The organism is Nocardia sp. NPDC050713 (assembly GCF_040654315.1).
Taxonomy (GTDB): Bacteria; Actinomycetota; Actinomycetes; order Mycobacteriales; family Mycobacteriaceae; genus Nocardia.
On the sequence record NZ_JBFAHS010000009.1, the window covers coordinates 271,546 to 286,284 of the forward strand.

The following is a 14,739-nucleotide window of genomic DNA, read 5'->3' on the forward strand; positions in this document are numbered from 1 at the left end:
CGGCAGGTAGCTGCAACACGGGTGTGTTGCGCGTCGAACCGTAGGAGACACCACCATGCCGGCAATCGTCCTCATCGGCGCCCAGTGGGGCGACGAGGGTAAGGGCAAAGCGACCGACCTGCTCGGCGGCAGACTGCAATGGGTGGTCCGATACCAAGGCGGCAACAACGCGGGCCATACCGTGGTGCTGCCGAACGGCGACAAGTTCGCGCTGCACCTCATCCCCTCCGGCATCCTGACCCCCGGTGTGCGCAACGTCATCGGCAACGGTGTCGTGGTGGATCCCGGTGTGCTGCTCGCCGAACTGGCCGGACTGGAGGACCGCGGCGTCGACACCTCGGGCCTGCTGCTCTCGGCCGACGCGCACCTGATCATGCCGTACCACGTGGCCATCGATAAGGTCACCGAGCGCTTCCTCGGCAACAAGAAGATCGGCACCACCGGCCGCGGCATCGGACCCTGCTACCAGGACAAGGTGGCGCGCGTCGGCGTGCGAGTCGCGGACGTGCTCGACGAGAAGATCCTCACCCAGAAGGTCGAGGCCGCCCTGGAGTTCAAGAACCAGGTGCTGGTGAAGATCTACAACCGCCGCGCGCTCGATCCGCAGCAGGTGGTGAACGAGGTGCTCTCCATGGCGGAGAGCTTCAAACACCGCATCGCCGATACCCGTTTGCAGCTCAACGAGGCCCTCGAGCGCGGAGAAACCGTGCTACTCGAGGGTTCTCAGGGCACCCTGCTCGACGTCGATCACGGCACCTACCCGTATGTCACGTCGTCCAACCCGACTTCGGGCGGCGCGGCCGTCGGTTCCGGCATCGGACCGAACAAGATCAACACGGTGCTCGGCATCCTCAAGTGCTACACGACCCGCGTCGGTTCGGGCCCGTTCCCGACCGAACTGTTCGACCAGTACGGCGAATTCCTCGCCAAGCAGGGCGGTGAGGTCGGCGTCACCACCGGCCGCGCGCGGCGCTGCGGCTGGTTCGACGCAGTGATCGCCCGGTACGCGACTCGCGTCAACGGCATCACCGACTACTTCCTCACCAAGCTGGATGTACTGTCCAGCTTGGACCGGGTACCGATCTGCGTCGCGTACGAAATCGATGGTAAGCGCGTGGACCAGATGCCCACCACCCAAACCGAGTTCCACCACGCCAAGCCGATTTACGAGGAAATGCCCGGTTGGTGGGAGGACATCTCGGGGGCGCGAACCTTCGAGGATCTGCCCGCCAACGCGCAGGCGTACGTGCGGCGGCTCGAGGAGCTCTCCGGCGCGCGAATCTCCTGCATCGGCGTCGGTCCGGGTCGAGACCAAACGATCGTCAGGCACGACGTCCTCGGCTGAACCACAGCGTTTTCCGACTCCGCGACGCGCGGAGCACGCCTGCCTTCGCGGTTCCCTTCGATCATGAACTGTGAAGAACTACAGTTAGAGCTATGGCTCGGAACTGGCCGATGATCGAGCGCGAGACCGAGTTCGAGGCGATTCGGTCCGCACTCACCGGCTCGACGTACGTGGGTGCCGTCCTGACCGGCGATGCCGGAGTGGGCAAGACGACGCTGGCGAGACAGGCGACCGCGGCGGTCGGCGGAAATATTCGGTGGGTAGCGGGCACGGAGTCGGCCCGCAGTATTCCGCTGGGCGTGTTCGCGCACATGGTCGGTGTCTACACGGCACACGACCCGGTGACGTTCATGTCCGCCGCGCGTGAGGCGCTGCTCGCCGACGGGCACACCATCATCGGTGTCGACGACGCCCATCTTCTGGACCAACTGTCCGCAACCTTGCTGTTGCAGTTGGCCATCGACAAGGCGGCCCACATCGTCGCCACCGTGCGCAGCGGGGTTCAGGTGCCCGACGCGGTGACCTCGTTGTGGAAGGACGGGCACCTGCTGCGCGTCGACCTGAACCCGTTCACCCAGCCGCAGAGCGTGGACCTGGTCGAGTCGATGCTCGGCGGTCAGCTCGAGGGTTTCACCGCCAATCTGATGTGGGAGTCCTCCGGCGGGAACGCCCTGTTCCTGCGGCACTTGGTGGAAGGAGCGCTGGAGGCGGGCACCCTGCGCCAGGTGAACGGCGTCTGGCAGCTGCGCGGGCGCGCCGCAGTGACCTCGGAATTGGCTGCGCTGCTGGAGGATCGGGTCGAGCAGTTGCCCGAGCAGGTGCTGCGGGTGCTGGAACTGCTCACCTTCTGCGAGCCGATCGATCTCGACGTGCTCGCCGAGCTCGCCGGTGAGGACGCGGTGGAGGCCGCCGAAACCCGCGGTGTGATCCGGGTTGTGGAGAACTCGCACCAGCTCATCGTGCGCTACAACCATCCGCTGTTCGGCGAGGTCATCCGGCGCAGGTTGGGCATCGCGTCGGCGCGGCGGCTGCGCGGCAGGCTGTACTCCTCGCTCAAGGAGCGGCGCATCAATTCCGCCGCCGACCGCATCCGGTTGGCCGAATTGGCCTTGGACAGCGACAAATCCGCCGATCTCGAGCTATTCGAGGCAGCAGCCGCCGACGCCATCGGCTTGGCCAATCTGCCGCTCGGCGAGCGGTTCGCCAGGGCCGCGGTGGAGCGGCGCGGCGGGGTCGAGTCGGCCGATCTGCTGGCCAGGGCGCTGCTGTGGCAGGGGCACCGGATCGAGGCCGAGCGCACGCTCGCCAGCTTCGACGCCGATCAGCTCAACGAGGTGCAGCTGGCCCGGTGGGGCAGCACCCGAGTGTCGAACTTGTTATGGGCCATGGGCGATGCCGATCGCGCCGACGAGGTGCTCGCCGATATTCGGGCCAGGGTGCATCATCCGAAGATCATCGCCACGTTGGGCGGACTCGCCTCGGCGTGCGCGGTGAACGAGAACCGCATCGAGGACGCGTTCACCGAGGCGGAGGCGGTGATGACCGCGAAAGGCGCTCCGCCGTGGGCGGTCTGGTGGGCTTCGTTCGGCGGCGGGCTGGCGCTGGCGCTGATGGGCAAGGCCGAAGCGGCCAGGCAGTACGCCGCGCGCGGGCACGAGGTGGAGCGCGAGATCGACGGGCTCAACCGATTCATGTCCACCCACGCCGAGGTGCTCGCGCTCATCTACAGCGGTGAGTTCGAAGCGGCGAGGCGTTGCGCCACACCGTATTTCGGCTACACAGCGCCGGGACAGTATCTGGCGTGGGGCATGTCGAAGATCCTGCAAGGCACCGTCGACGTGGCGCAGGGGCGTTTCATCGACGGCATAGAACATTTGGAGCAGGCGCTCGCCGCGCTGACCACCGAAGGCGCGGCGGCGTGGTTGTTCCCCGCGAGAATCCGGCTGGCGGAAGCCTATTCGGCATTGGGGCGCGCGCACGACGCCGCCGAGTCGGTGGCCGAGGCGGCGCGGCGCGGCGGTCGGCACAGTGCGGTCTACGAGCCGCAGCTGGAGATCGCCAAGGCTTGTGTCGCGGGCGCCGAGGGCACCGTCACTCCGGCGGTCCAGTTGGCGATCGGCGCCGCCGACTCGGCCGCCCGCTCGCACCAGCACGCGATCGAGGCGATGGCGCTGCACACCGCGGCCCGCTTCGGCGACCACTCGGTGGCCGGTCGGCTCGCGGACCTCGCGGCTCGGGTGGACGGCAGGCTGGTGCAGATCCAAGCCAAACACGCGGTGGCGCTCGCCGCCCACGACGGGCCCGGACTCGACGACGCCGCAAGCGAATTCGAGGCCCTCGGCGCGGTGCTCTCGGCCGCCGACGCCGCCGCCCAAGCCGCGTCCGCGCACGAACGAGCGGGCGACCGTCGCCGCCTCCTCGAATCCGCCTCCGCCGCCAACCGTCTCGCCGCGGCCTGCGGCGGCGCCGCCACCCCCGCCCTGCGCAAGGCAGCCCAACCCCTACCCCTCACCGCCCGCGAACGCGAGATCGCGAACCTCGTCGCCGCGGGCCTGTCCAACCGCCAGATCGCCGACCGCCTCACCGTCTCGGTCCGCACCGTCGAGGGCCACCTCTACCGGGCGTGCATCAAGATGGACGTCACCGACCGCGAGTCGCTCGGGGCGTTGATGCGTGGTGAGTCGTCCGCCTGAGATTCCGCGCGGCGCTGACCGGAACTTGGCTGTGCCGCCGCACCTCCGCCCAGTTGGGCGTGACCACTACTGCATCGAGTGCGGTGGGGTCAGGGGGTACGGTCAGCACTGAGCGAGCGAGGAGGGCTGTCGAGGATGGCGCGGTGGGTAGTGGCGGTGGGGGCGGCGGTTGCGCTCGCGGTGGTGCCCGGTTGCGCCGAGACGGGTGAACCCGTGCCGTCCAGTGCGGTGGTGAGTACCGCGCCCGCTCTGAATCCTCAGCAGGAGCGCAATCGGCGCATCCACGAGCGCCTGCTCGAACTGGGGTGCACGACCAACAGCTGCATTCAGACGTATTTCGCCTGTATGGACGGGTACCTCACCGGCGAGGCATGCGAGTTCTACCGGCAGCATCCGCCGGAGCAGTGAAGTCCTCGGTGCGTCGCTTCGCGGAGGGCGCCAAAGTCGTCGTCGGCACCGACGCGGTGCGAGCAAGGCCGCAGAATGCTCGGGTCCGAGACGGGTGGACCGAGCGGGCGGTCCCGCGCGTTCGGTGCTCGGTACCGTGAACTGTGCTTTCGACAGCCCACCCGGAGGCGCTTGGCGCGTGGTCGAGTTTCGGCGACCACCGGGTTTGCCTCGGCCGCGTCGGGCCGTCACGGCTGTAGACGGCACCCCCGCCCGCGGATTCATCGCTGCGCCGTGTTCATCGCTGCGTCCCGGTGAGGAATTCACCCGCCGCCGGGGCGAGGATGTCGATCTTCGGATCGTGGCTGAGTTTGGCCAGTTCGCGGTGCTCGGCGCGGGGCAGCACCGCCGCGATGGCCTTGGCGCCGTTCTTCAGCAGCGCGGCACTGTCGGCGCCCGCGACGACCAACGTCGGGACCGTGACGCCCGACCAGTCGGCCGCGCGCAGCTTCTCACCGCGCATGTACGGGCGCATCACCGCCCAGTCGTGCGCGGTCGAATTCGCCGTCGCCTTCAGGTTCTTCCAGAACGGCGTGATGCGCATGGCCGTCACCATCGTCCACGGAACGCCCATGGCCTTGGACATGTACAACCGCACCGTCTTGTCGCGTTTGTCGGCGGCGATCAGTTCGTGCAGCCGGACGTCCAGGTCCGCGGGCGGAACGTGCCCGGATCGATCGACCACGAACGGCGGCTCGAACGCCACGACTTTCGTCACACCGGGCACCCGCCCCGACCCCGCCGCGAGCAGCGCGAGCACCGCACCCGACGACCACCCGAACAGCGCCGCCGACCCGCCCGCGGCCTGCATCAGCGCCGCGATGTCCTCGATCTCGTTGGTCACGTCGTAGACGCCGGGCGAGTCCCCGCTGTCGCCGCGACCCCGCCGGTCGTAATTGATGACGGTCAAGCCGTGCTCGGCCAACGCCTCCGAGAGCCGCACCATCTTCGGGAACTTCCGATACCCGAACGCGCCGCCGATCAGGATCACCGTCCCGGCCGTGCCGTCGCCGACGCGATCGAACGCGATCGTCGTCCCGTCCGCCGAAGTGACTGTTTCCATGTCTGCGCTCCTTTTCGCTCAGCCGTGGGATGGCGCACCGAACCCATCGCAACCCGCAACGCTATCCGCCGCGAGTGCGTAGAACGCCGCAACCCGTCAATCGGCCGGCTCGCGGAACCTCAGAACAGCGTCGGCTCCCCGAACCCCGGCGTGCGCTCGATCTCCAGCAGGCGCTCCTTGGTGGAGATCCCGCCCGGCGCGGAGAATCCGTGCAGCGCGTTGTCCGCGGCGAGCACGCGGTGGCACGGGATGATGAGGGGAATCGGGTTGCGCCCCAAGGCTTGTCCTACCGCTTGGGCGCCGCCGGGCGCGCCGACGCGGTCAGCGACCTGGCCGTAGCTGAGGGTATGGCCGGGATCGATGGCGCGGGTCACCGCGTAGACCGCGCGGTGGAACTCCGGAATCGTGCTGGTGTCCAGCGGAATCCAGCGCAGATCGTCCAGCTCGCCCGCGAGGTGCGCGCGGATGCCCGCGATGGCCTCGGCGATCACGGCGGTCGGCTCGCCCTCCGGCACCTCGCTGCCCGCTCGCCACCGGGTGATGCGGGCTCGGGTGGCCGCCTGGTCCGCCTCGGGCAGTTGGAAGCGGAACACGGCGTCGTCGCTCCACGCGATCGCGCAGACGCCGATCGCGGTGTCGAACAGCGCCGCGGCGGCCTGGCGAGCGGACTCACTCATACCGTCAGTGTGCACCCCGGCACCGACACATCCGCGGGCAGCCGTCGATCAGGCCAGTTTCCGAGAACTGGCCTGAAAGCCGCTTCGGCAAAGGTCAGAGGCTCGCCGGACGCCGGAAACCTGCGGCGCCGCTGTCGGCGAAACCTCCGGCTTCGGCCTTCCTGCACGGCCGTCGACGGCGGCCAGGGCCGGTGAATCGTTCGGCCGAGGCTCGTCGGCACGGCTGTGGATGGCCGCCAGATCCGAGTATTGCCGCAGCTCTTCGTAGTGCGCGACACCGGAGTTGGTGATCGATTCGAGCGGACGGAACCGCTCGAGCGCGAACAGGTTCTTGGTTCGTTTCGGCGAGTAGTGGTAGATCGTGTAGCAGAACGCGGAGACGACGAGGAAGGTGAGCAGAGCGGTCATACTGGACACGTTCCGCCAACTGGCCTTGCCAATAAATATCCAATCCCTTAATACTGGACTGTATGGCGACACGAGTGATCGGCGCGGCCAGCCTGGCCCGCGACTTGGGCAACTGGCGCAGCGCCGGTGACGATGACCCCGCCCGGCGCGCGGCCCGCCCGGCGTACCTGGCGCTGGCCGAAGGAATCCGGCTGCTCATCCACGACGGGCGCGCGCCGCTCGGCGTCGCACTGCCGAGCGAACGCGATCTCGCCACCACCCTCGGCGTCAGCCGGACCACCATCACGTCCACCTACGCGCTGCTGCGCGAACACGGCTACCTGATCAGCCGCCAGGGCTCGCGCAGCACCGTGGCCCTGCCCCCTGCCGTGCCGCACGACGGCACCAAACCGGCGCGCAGCATCCTGGCGCTGATGGCGCAGCCCGAGCTGACCACCATCGACATGACCTACGCCGCGATGGCCGCGCCGCGCGAGATGCAGGACGCGTATTCCGCCGCACTGCAAGGGATTCCGGCCTACCTCGGGACCCACGGCATGGACCCCGTTGGCGTGCTCGCGCTACGCGAGGCGGTGGCCCGCCGGTACACCGAGCGTGGGCTGCCCACCGAGCCGGACCAAATTCTCATCACCCTCGGCGCCCAGCACGGCCTGCGCCTGCTGCTCAACGTGCTCACGGCGCCAGCCGCGCGGGTGCTGATCGACCACCCGACCTACCCCAACGCCATCGAGGCCATCCGCGATGTCGGTGCGCGTCCCGTCCCGGTTCCGCTGCTGCCGGAGAGCCCGCACTCGGGCTGGGATCTCGACGGAATCCGCAGCGCCGCAAGGCAAACCGCCGCCACCTTGGCCTACCTGGTGCCGGACTTCAACAACCCGACCGGCATGCTGCTCGACGCCGAGGGACGCGCGGAACTGGCCGCCATCGCCCGCGAGACCCGTATGACGGTCGTCGTCGACGAGTCGATGGTCGACCTCGGCCTGGATGTGGACACCCTGCCGCCCCCGGTCGCCGCGTTCGCCAAGAATTCCGAGATCGTCACCATCGGTTCGGCATCCAAGTCGTTCTGGGGTGGTCTGCGCGTCGGCTGGATTCGCACCAACCAGACGCTGATCACCAAGCTGCTCGGTATCCGCTCCACCGTCGACCTCGGCACCCCGGTGATGGACCAGCTCGCCACGGTGCACCTGCTCGAGAACGCCGACGCCATCCTCGACCGCCGTCGCGACCAATTGCGTAGCCAGCGCGCGGCTTTGCTCGACGCGCTGGCCGAGGAGCTGCCGGACTGGCGGGTCAGCGCGGGCGTCGGCGGGATGTCGGTCTGGGCGCAGCTGCCGGCTCCGGTCTCCACCGCGCTCGCCGCCACCGCGCCCAACCACGGCGTATTGCTCGCCGCCGGACCGCGTTTCGGTGTCCAGGGCGCTTTCGAGCGGTTCCTGCGGCTGCCGTTCACCCACCAGGAGGCGGAGCTTCGGTTGGCGGTGAAAGCCGTTGCCTCCGCCTACGAAGGGCTGACCCCGCGCGCGGCCGATCCGCTGAACCCGCTCACCTGCTACTGAGTCTCGGCGGCGAACCGGCGCGAAAAGCGAACGCCCCGTGGCCGATCGACCACGGGGCGTTCACCAACGAAATATCAATCCGCCCAAACAGATTCGATCGGCGTCGCCTCGGTCGGCGGCGGTGTCGGAACGGCCGCCGGGGTGCGCGAGAAGCGCGGGGCGGGCGCGTGCTGCACCACGCCGTCGATGTCGACGAGTCCGTTGCGCGCCGCGATGTGCGCGTTCTCGGTGGCCTCGGTCAGCGTGAGCACCGGGGTGGTGCACGCGTCGGTGCCCTCGAAGATCGCCGCCCACTCGTCGCGGGTCTTGGTCTTGAACTTCTCCGCGAACAGCTTCTTCAGCTGGTCCTGACCGTTCGGGTCGATCTGCATCGGCAGGCCTTCGGGATCGATCTCCAGGCCCTTCAGCAGCTCGGCGTAGAACTGCGGCTCGATCGCGCCGACCGCCATGTACTTGCCGTCGGAGGTCTCGTAGGTGTCGTAGAAGGCCATGCCGGTGTCGAGCAGGTTGGTGCCGCGCTCGTCGGACCACAGGCCGACACCGCGCATGCCCCAGATCATGTGCGAAAGAGCAAGCGCGCCATCGATCATCGCGGCGTCGATCACCTGGCCCTTGCCCGAGTTCTGGCGTTCCACCAGCGCGGCGAGGATGCCGAACACGAGGAACATCGAGCCGCCGCCGAAGTCGCCGACCATGTTCAGCGGCGGTACCGGGCGCTCGCCCTTGCGGCCGATCGCGTTCAGCACGCCGGTCAGCGAGATGTAGTTGATGTCGTGGCCCGCGCGGTCGGCCAGCGGGCCGTCCTGACCCCAGCCGGTCATCCGGCCGTAGACCAGCCGCGGATTGCGCGCCAACGCCTCGTCGGGGCCGAGACCCATGCGCTCGGTGACGCCGGGACGGAAGCCTTCGATCAGCACGTCGGCCTTCTCGATCAGCCCGAGCACCTTCTCGATGTCGGCCGGATCCTTCAGGTTCGCCTCGACGATGGTCCGCCCGCGCCACTGCGGACGCTCCATGAACCCGGGCAGCATGTTCGGCCGCTGCACCCGCACCACGTCGGCGCCGAGGTCGGCCAGCAACAGTGCGGCATGCGGACCCGGGCCGATTCCGGCCAGCTCGACAACTTTGATGCCCGCGAGCGGGCCCTGCTTGGTGGCGGTGGATGGTGTGGTCACGCCCTACCTCGGTTCGTCGTTGATCCCTGCGCACCGCCGGGCGGTGCGGTCCCCCGGGCAGCGCCCGCGGATGTATTGACAGTATGACAATAACGCCGCCGACCGGAACCCTCCGTCGTGCACCGCAGCGCGGGGTAGGCGAGAATCCAAGCAGCGCGCCGATGCGCTGAAACGGGAGGAATCAGCAGTGAGCGAGCGAATCATGTGTCAGAGCACCGCGCGCACGCCGGAGCGGGGGACCGCGGCATGAGTGTCGGGGGCGAGGTCGTCATCGGCCTGCTGATCCTGGTGGGCCTGCTCGGCATCATCGTTCCGATTCTGCCCGGGGTGATCCTGGTCTTCGGCGCGATTCTGGCCTGGGCGATCATGACCGGCGGCGCGACGGCGTGGACCGTTTTCGCGATCAGCACGGTCTTCCTGGTGCTCTCCGGGATCATCAAGTACACCTGGCCCGGCCGGAAGATGAAGGACGCCGGCGTCTCCAACCGCGCCCTGTTCCTCGGCGCGGTGCTCGGCATCGTCGGCTTCTTCGTCATCCCGGTCGTCGGCCTGTTCGTCGGCTTCGTACTCGGCGTCTATCTCTCCGAACTCCAACGCCTCGGCCACAACCAACCCGCCTGGCAAGCAACCAAACACGCCCTCAAAGGCGTCGGCCTCTCCATGCTGATCGAACTCCTCGGAGCCCTCCTCGCCACCGCCACCTGGCTCACCGGCGCCTTCCTCGCCTAACTCCCACACACCCCGTCTACGCCTCACACAGCCACCGCCTGTGTGAGGCGTATGCGGGGTGTGTGGCAGCACGGTTTTCCCCAAGGCGGGACTTGTCCACAGGGGCGGCTGGATCAGGGGGTGGGCGGGTGTGCCGAGGGCCATGATCGAACCATGGACGCGCCCCTCCCGATATCCCGATGTCGTGCGGTGACCGAAGGGTTCACCGATCGGGAGCTGCACGGACCGATGTGGCGGCGGGTGCACCGCGGTGCGTACATCCGTGCCGAGCAGACCGAGGGGCTGCGCGTCGAAGAGCGCCACTTGGTGCTGACCCGGGCCGTCGCGGAGGGCGCGAGTCGCGAGGCGGTGGTGAGTCACGTGTCGGCTTCGGTCGCGCACGGATTGACGCACTGGAAGGTCCCGTTGGCCCGAGTCCACCTGACGCGCGATCGTTCCACCGGCGGTCGCGTCACCCCTCGGGTCACGGTGCATTCGACGCGCACCGATCCGGACGAAGTGGTGCGGATCGGCGAACTTCGCGTGACCAGCGTGGCCAGAACCGTTGTCGACTTGGCCCGCACTGTTCCATTCGAGCAAGCGGTAGTCATCGGCGACAGCGCACTACGGCTCGGAAAGACCACTCGCGCAGACTTGTCCGACCAACTCGCGCGAGCAACCGGCCGTCCGGGAGCACCCGCCGCGCGTCGGGTCGTCGACTTCTTGGACGGGCGCTCGGAGAGCGCGGGCGAGTCACGGAGCCGCGTTGCCATGCATGCCGCAGGACTGCCCAGTCCGGAGCCGCAAGCCATCCTCGAATCCCCGACCGGGCGATTCATCGGCCGCGCCGACTTCTTGTTTCCCGAACTCGGCGCCATCGGCGAATTCGACGGCCTCGTCAAATACGGTGCGGCCCTGCGCGGCTCGCGCACGCCCGAGGAAGTAGTCATCGCCGAGAAGGCCCGCGAGGACGAGCTACGCGCCCTCGGCTGGATCGTCGTCCGCTGGACCTGGAACGACCTCGACAACCCTGCCTCTTGGCTGACCCGCCTCACCCGCGCCGCAACGATCACCACCCCCGCCCACCGCCTCGGCACCTGGACACCGGCGGAGCGAATCTGATGCCGCCACAGAGCCCGTGCACGTCTCACATAGGCGGTGGCTATGTGAGACGTGCAGAAGGTTTGTGCCAGCGAGGTGTGGGCCCGAAGGTGAGGTGTCGGGTAACGGAGTTGGTCGCTCGCCCGACTGACTCGGTGGAGGCCGTCGGTCGGTCGCCGATGCACCCCGGCATGATCGAAACCGTCGGTATCGCAACAGAGCTCGTAGAACACCGTCCAACGATTGAACGGAGTACGCGCATGAAGCGCACGATGCACTACCTGGCTGCCATCGCCCTCCTCGGCGCGGGCTTGGCCGTCGTCGCAGCGCCCGCTCAAGCCGACCCCGGCCCCTGTCAGCTCGGGTGGTCGAACGTCGGGCCTCGCTCGTGCGTGCAGAACAACTTCAACCTCGCCCCGGTCTTCACACTCGGCAACGGTGTGTGCGTCGGCATCTTCTCGGTCGGCGGCACCTCCTTCGACGGCCCGCTCAACGAATACTCCGAGGCTCCCGGTGCGGCGCACGCGGTCAGCGTGCGCATCACCCCTGGGTTCTCTCCGATCGGGACGTGGGGTCCGCAGTTGCTCGCCTGCGACGTCACCGCGGTGGTCGACTGGCACAACCTGGACACCGGCCAGCGGGGCAGCGTCAGCCGCTTCGTCCCCGCTTGGCAGCGTTCCAGCCCGACCATCGTCGTCGCGGACACCGGTCCCGGACGGGTTCAGCTCACCGTGCGAACCGACCGGCCCTCGATCCCGGCGACGTCGGAAGTGTTCGTGCCGTAAGCCTTCTCGCACCCCGCACGGCGTTGTCGTCGCCGTGCGGGGGGACCGGGTTCAGCTCAGGGCGTGATCGAGGTCGGCGAGCAGATCGTCCACGTCCTCGAGACCGACGGAGATGCGAACAACCCCGTCGGAGAGGCCGATGGTGGCGCGACCCTCCGGGCCCATGGCGCGGTGGGTCGTGGTCGCCGGATGCGTGATCAGGGTCTTGGAGTCGCCGAGGTTGTTGGAGATGTCGACGATCCGCAGCCTGTTCAGCACCTCGAAGGCGCGCTTCTTGGCTTCGTCGGCCGGTGCGTTCAGCTCGAAGGTGACCACCGTGCCGCCGCCGGACATTTGGCTGCGGGCCAGGTCGTACTGCGGATGCGATTCCAGGAACGGGTATTTCACCCAGCTGACCGACTTGTTGGTCTCCAGGAAGCGCGCGATCCGCAGCGCCGACTCGGTGCTGTGGCGCACCCGAAGCGGCATCGTCTCCAGCCCCTTGAGCAGGGTCCACGCGTTGAACGGGCTCAGCGCGGGGCCGGTGTGGCGCATGAGCGTCTTCACCGGACCGTCGATGTACTCCTGGGAGCCGAGGATGGCGCCGCCGAGGACGCGGCCCTGGCCGTCGATGTGCTTGGTGCCGGAGTAGACGATGACGTCGGCGCCGAGTTCGAAGCCCTTCTGCAACAGCGGAGTCGCGAAGACGTTGTCCAGCACCACTTTCGCGCCAGCGGCGTGCGCGAGCTCGGTCACCCGGCGCACGTCGACGAGCGTCTGCATCGGGTTGGCCGGGGTCTCGAAGAACACCGCCGTGGTCGGCACCGAGAGCGCCTGCTCCCACTGGTCGAGGTCTTCACCGTCGACGAACACCGTCTCCACGCCCCAGCGCGGCAGGATCTCGTTGCACACCACGAAGCAGGAGCCGAACAGGCTGCGCGCGGCCACCAGCCGATCGCCGGCCTTCAGCAGCGCACCGAGCGCCGTGAACACCGCCGACATGCCGCTCGCGGTCGCGAACGCCGCCTCGGCGCCGTCGATCAGCCGGATCCGCTCCTCGAACATGGCGACCGTCGGGTTGCCGTAGCGGGAGTAGACGAAGTGCTCCACCTCGCCGGTGAACGCCGCCTCGGCCGCCTCCGCGCTCTCGTAGACGAAACCGGAAGTCAGATACAGCGCCTCGGCGGTCTCCTCGAAACCGGAGCGGCGCAGGCCGCCGCGCACGCCGAGGGTGGCTGGGCCGACGCCCTCGGGCAGCGGCTTGTCGAACGCGCCGCCGGTGATCACGACTGCCTCCACGGCAGGCCGGTGGCGCGCCAGCCGGTGGCGCCGCGATGTCCGGACGCGTCGAGCGAGCCCTCGAAGCCCTCGATCACGTTGTAGGAGGGGCCGATGCCCAGCCGGGTCGCCACGGTCGCCGCGTGCGCGGAGCGCTGGCCGGAGCGACACAGGAAGACGACGGGCGCCTCCGGGTCGCGACCCTCGAGGGCCTTGCTCAGCTGGTCGGTGAACTCCGGGTTGGGCGCGCCGGTGCCGTCCACCCACTCGATCAGCACGGTGGGCCGCTCGATCGAACTGGTGTCGGGCACTCCGACGAAGCGCCATTCCGCTTCGGTGCGCACGTCCACCAGGACAGCGGCGGGGTTGTCGCGCAACACCTCCCACGCCTGCTGCGGGGTGATGTCACCGGCGTAACTCATCTCGAACCTCCTGTGAATCCGCACTTGCCGCACCTGGTTCGGTGCGCGGCCAGGTCGTCACCCGGAGCACCCCACCGCGGAGGAGGGTTGCCGACCAGCTGAGCCGGGGCTTGGCGCTGGTTCTCATGACCTAGGGACTGAGATTGCCTGCACCGAGGTCACCGTGTCAAACATTGCAGACGAGCCATTTGTCGTCCGTGCGGGTGAGGTTCCAGGTCGCCGTGTACTCCGTGCCGTCGACCTTGGTGGTCACGGTGGCCTTGGCCCGGTCGCCGTTGAGGGTCTGATCGGTGACGGCTATGAGTTCGATTGTCTTACCGGTGCCTTCCTGCCCGGCCAACGGCGACTTGGCGGGGTCGAAATCGGGGCAGCCGGTACCAGGTGGCGGCACCATGTCGGTGTTGTTCGCGCCCTCGACGAAGTTGCCGACGGCGCCCGCGATCTTCTCGGCTTCTGTGACATTTTTCTCAGCGGGCGAGAGCACGCCGCCGAGCCCGATGGCCACCAGCACGATGACGGCCAGTACGGCCGCGGCAAGGAACGGCGCGATGGAGCGCTTGTCGGTCTGATCGACCTCGATCGGTTCGCCTTCGTCGGGGGACTTCTGCTCGGTCATGGATCGATCATCCCTGGTCGGCGGGGGTATCCGACGTCCGGCCCCCGCGCGCGAAGCACCGGCCCGTTCCGCCCCGCTATGGTGGGAAGCGGGTCCGTGCGGCGCCGAGCCCGCGAAGGCGGGCATACATCCAGTTCATCGCACCGGCGGGGCCGGCAACCGGTAGCACGGATAGAATCGCGAGATTGAGACCTGCTGCCATAGCCAAATGGCAGTTCACCGTCGTAGCGATCTGGGGACCGTGGAGCCACGAGCCAGCATCACCAGAGTTCGTGGCGCCGGGTGCCGACAAGCGGTTCGTCAACTTAGCCTAAGCTAAGACGGACGCCATTGAACGTTTCGACCATAAGGGTGCGCGTAAGAGATGACCGAACAGAGTGCAGCGACCCGCCCGCTCCGCATCGCGATCGTGGGCGCAGGACCGGCCGGGATCTACGCCGCCGACGCGTTGATGAAGTCCGATGCCGAGGTGAGCATCGACCT

14 protein-coding genes and 1 riboswitch are annotated in these 14,739 nt (G+C 68.3%); of the genes, 7 read left to right on the plus strand and 7 right to left on the minus strand.

The features are described 5' to 3' along the window. The first annotated feature begins 55 nt into the window (after window positions 1-55). The 3 genes from AB0H49_RS19200 to AB0H49_RS19210 all read left to right on the plus strand — a co-directional run bounded on the left by AB0H49_RS19200 (window position 56) and on the right by AB0H49_RS19210 (window position 4,446). On the plus strand, window positions 56-1,345 hold the full coding sequence (locus tag AB0H49_RS19200) for an adenylosuccinate synthase (RefSeq protein WP_097246601.1): 1,290 nt from the start codon (window positions 56-58) through the stop codon (window positions 1,343-1,345). A 92-nt stretch (window positions 1,346-1,437) separates the two neighbouring features. Further along, on the plus strand, window positions 1,438-4,038 hold the full coding sequence (locus tag AB0H49_RS19205; RefSeq protein ID WP_354998623.1) for a LuxR C-terminal-related transcriptional regulator: 2,601 nt from the start codon (window positions 1,438-1,440) through the stop codon (window positions 4,036-4,038). Window positions 4,039-4,173: 135 nt separating this feature from the next. Continuing rightward, entirely contained in the window at window positions 4,174-4,446 is a 273-nt protein-coding gene (locus AB0H49_RS19210) for a hypothetical protein (RefSeq protein ID WP_357253119.1), read from the plus strand. 277 nt (window positions 4,447-4,723) lie between these two features. Here the strand turns inward: AB0H49_RS19210 and AB0H49_RS19215 are convergent, their stop codons facing one another. From AB0H49_RS19215 to AB0H49_RS19225, 3 genes are all read right to left on the minus strand, one after another. Then, on the minus strand, window positions 4,724-5,548 hold the full coding sequence (locus tag AB0H49_RS19215) for an alpha/beta hydrolase (protein WP_357253122.1): 825 nt from the start codon (window positions 5,546-5,548) through the stop codon (window positions 4,724-4,726). Window positions 5,549-5,667: 119 nt separating this feature from the next. Beyond that, the gene (locus tag AB0H49_RS19220; RefSeq protein ID WP_354998626.1) at window positions 5,668-6,225 is read right to left on the minus strand and encodes a methylated-DNA--[protein]-cysteine S-methyltransferase; all 558 of its coding nucleotides are present in this window, start codon (window positions 6,223-6,225) and stop codon (window positions 5,668-5,670) included. A 48-nt stretch (window positions 6,226-6,273) separates the two neighbouring features. Further along, complete coding sequence (locus AB0H49_RS19225) at window positions 6,274-6,633, minus strand: hypothetical protein (RefSeq protein ID WP_357253126.1); 360 nt, start codon at window positions 6,631-6,633, stop codon at window positions 6,274-6,276. A 62-nt stretch (window positions 6,634-6,695) separates the two neighbouring features. Between AB0H49_RS19225 and AB0H49_RS19230 the strand changes: the two genes are divergently transcribed. Then, window positions 6,696-8,192: a PLP-dependent aminotransferase family protein gene (locus AB0H49_RS19230; protein ID WP_354998628.1), complete on the plus strand. Its 1,497-nt coding sequence runs from the start codon at window positions 6,696-6,698 to the stop codon at window positions 8,190-8,192. Between the two features lie 74 nt (window positions 8,193-8,266). Here AB0H49_RS19230 and AB0H49_RS19235 read toward each other — a convergent pair whose 3' ends face one another. Beyond that, complete coding sequence (locus AB0H49_RS19235) at window positions 8,267-9,367, minus strand: CaiB/BaiF CoA-transferase family protein (protein WP_354998629.1); 1,101 nt, start codon at window positions 9,365-9,367, stop codon at window positions 8,267-8,269. Window positions 9,368-9,613: 246 nt separating this feature from the next. Here AB0H49_RS19235 and AB0H49_RS19240 point away from each other — a divergent pair, with 246 nt between their 5' ends. The 3 genes from AB0H49_RS19240 to AB0H49_RS19250 all read left to right on the plus strand — a co-directional run bounded on the left by AB0H49_RS19240 (window position 9,614) and on the right by AB0H49_RS19250 (window position 11,961). Then, window positions 9,614-10,096 (plus strand): DUF456 domain-containing protein, encoded by a 483-nt coding sequence (locus AB0H49_RS19240; protein ID WP_354998630.1) that lies wholly within the window; start codon window positions 9,614-9,616, stop codon window positions 10,094-10,096. 153 nt (window positions 10,097-10,249) lie between these two features. Beyond that, a complete protein-coding gene (locus tag AB0H49_RS19245; RefSeq protein ID WP_357253130.1) occupies window positions 10,250-11,197 on the plus strand; it encodes a hypothetical protein in 948 nt (315 codons plus the stop codon). Between the two features lie 239 nt (window positions 11,198-11,436). Further along, window positions 11,437-11,961 carry a hypothetical protein gene (locus tag AB0H49_RS19250; RefSeq protein ID WP_357253133.1) on the plus strand — a complete coding sequence of 175 codons (525 nt, stop codon included), beginning with the start codon at window positions 11,437-11,439 and terminating at the stop codon, window positions 11,959-11,961. Window positions 11,962-12,012: 51 nt separating this feature from the next. Here AB0H49_RS19250 and AB0H49_RS19255 read toward each other — a convergent pair whose 3' ends face one another. The 3 genes from AB0H49_RS19255 to AB0H49_RS19265 form a co-directional block, all read right to left on the minus strand. Beyond that, the gene (locus tag AB0H49_RS19255) at window positions 12,013-13,227 is read right to left on the minus strand and encodes an O-succinylhomoserine sulfhydrylase (RefSeq protein WP_354998633.1); all 1,215 of its coding nucleotides are present in this window, start codon (window positions 13,225-13,227) and stop codon (window positions 12,013-12,015) included. Beyond that, window positions 13,224-13,640: a rhodanese-like domain-containing protein gene (locus AB0H49_RS19260; RefSeq protein ID WP_354998634.1), complete on the minus strand. Its 417-nt coding sequence runs from the start codon at window positions 13,638-13,640 to the stop codon at window positions 13,224-13,226. The genes AB0H49_RS19255 and AB0H49_RS19260 overlap by 4 nt, the downstream gene beginning before the upstream one ends. 15 nt (window positions 13,641-13,655) lie before the next feature. After that, a riboswitch (SAM riboswitch) is annotated at window positions 13,656-13,771 on the minus strand. 35 nt (window positions 13,772-13,806) lie between these two features. Then, a complete protein-coding gene (locus tag AB0H49_RS19265; RefSeq protein ID WP_354998635.1) occupies window positions 13,807-14,256 on the minus strand; it encodes a hypothetical protein in 450 nt (149 codons plus the stop codon). Window positions 14,257-14,739 lie beyond the last annotated feature (483 nt).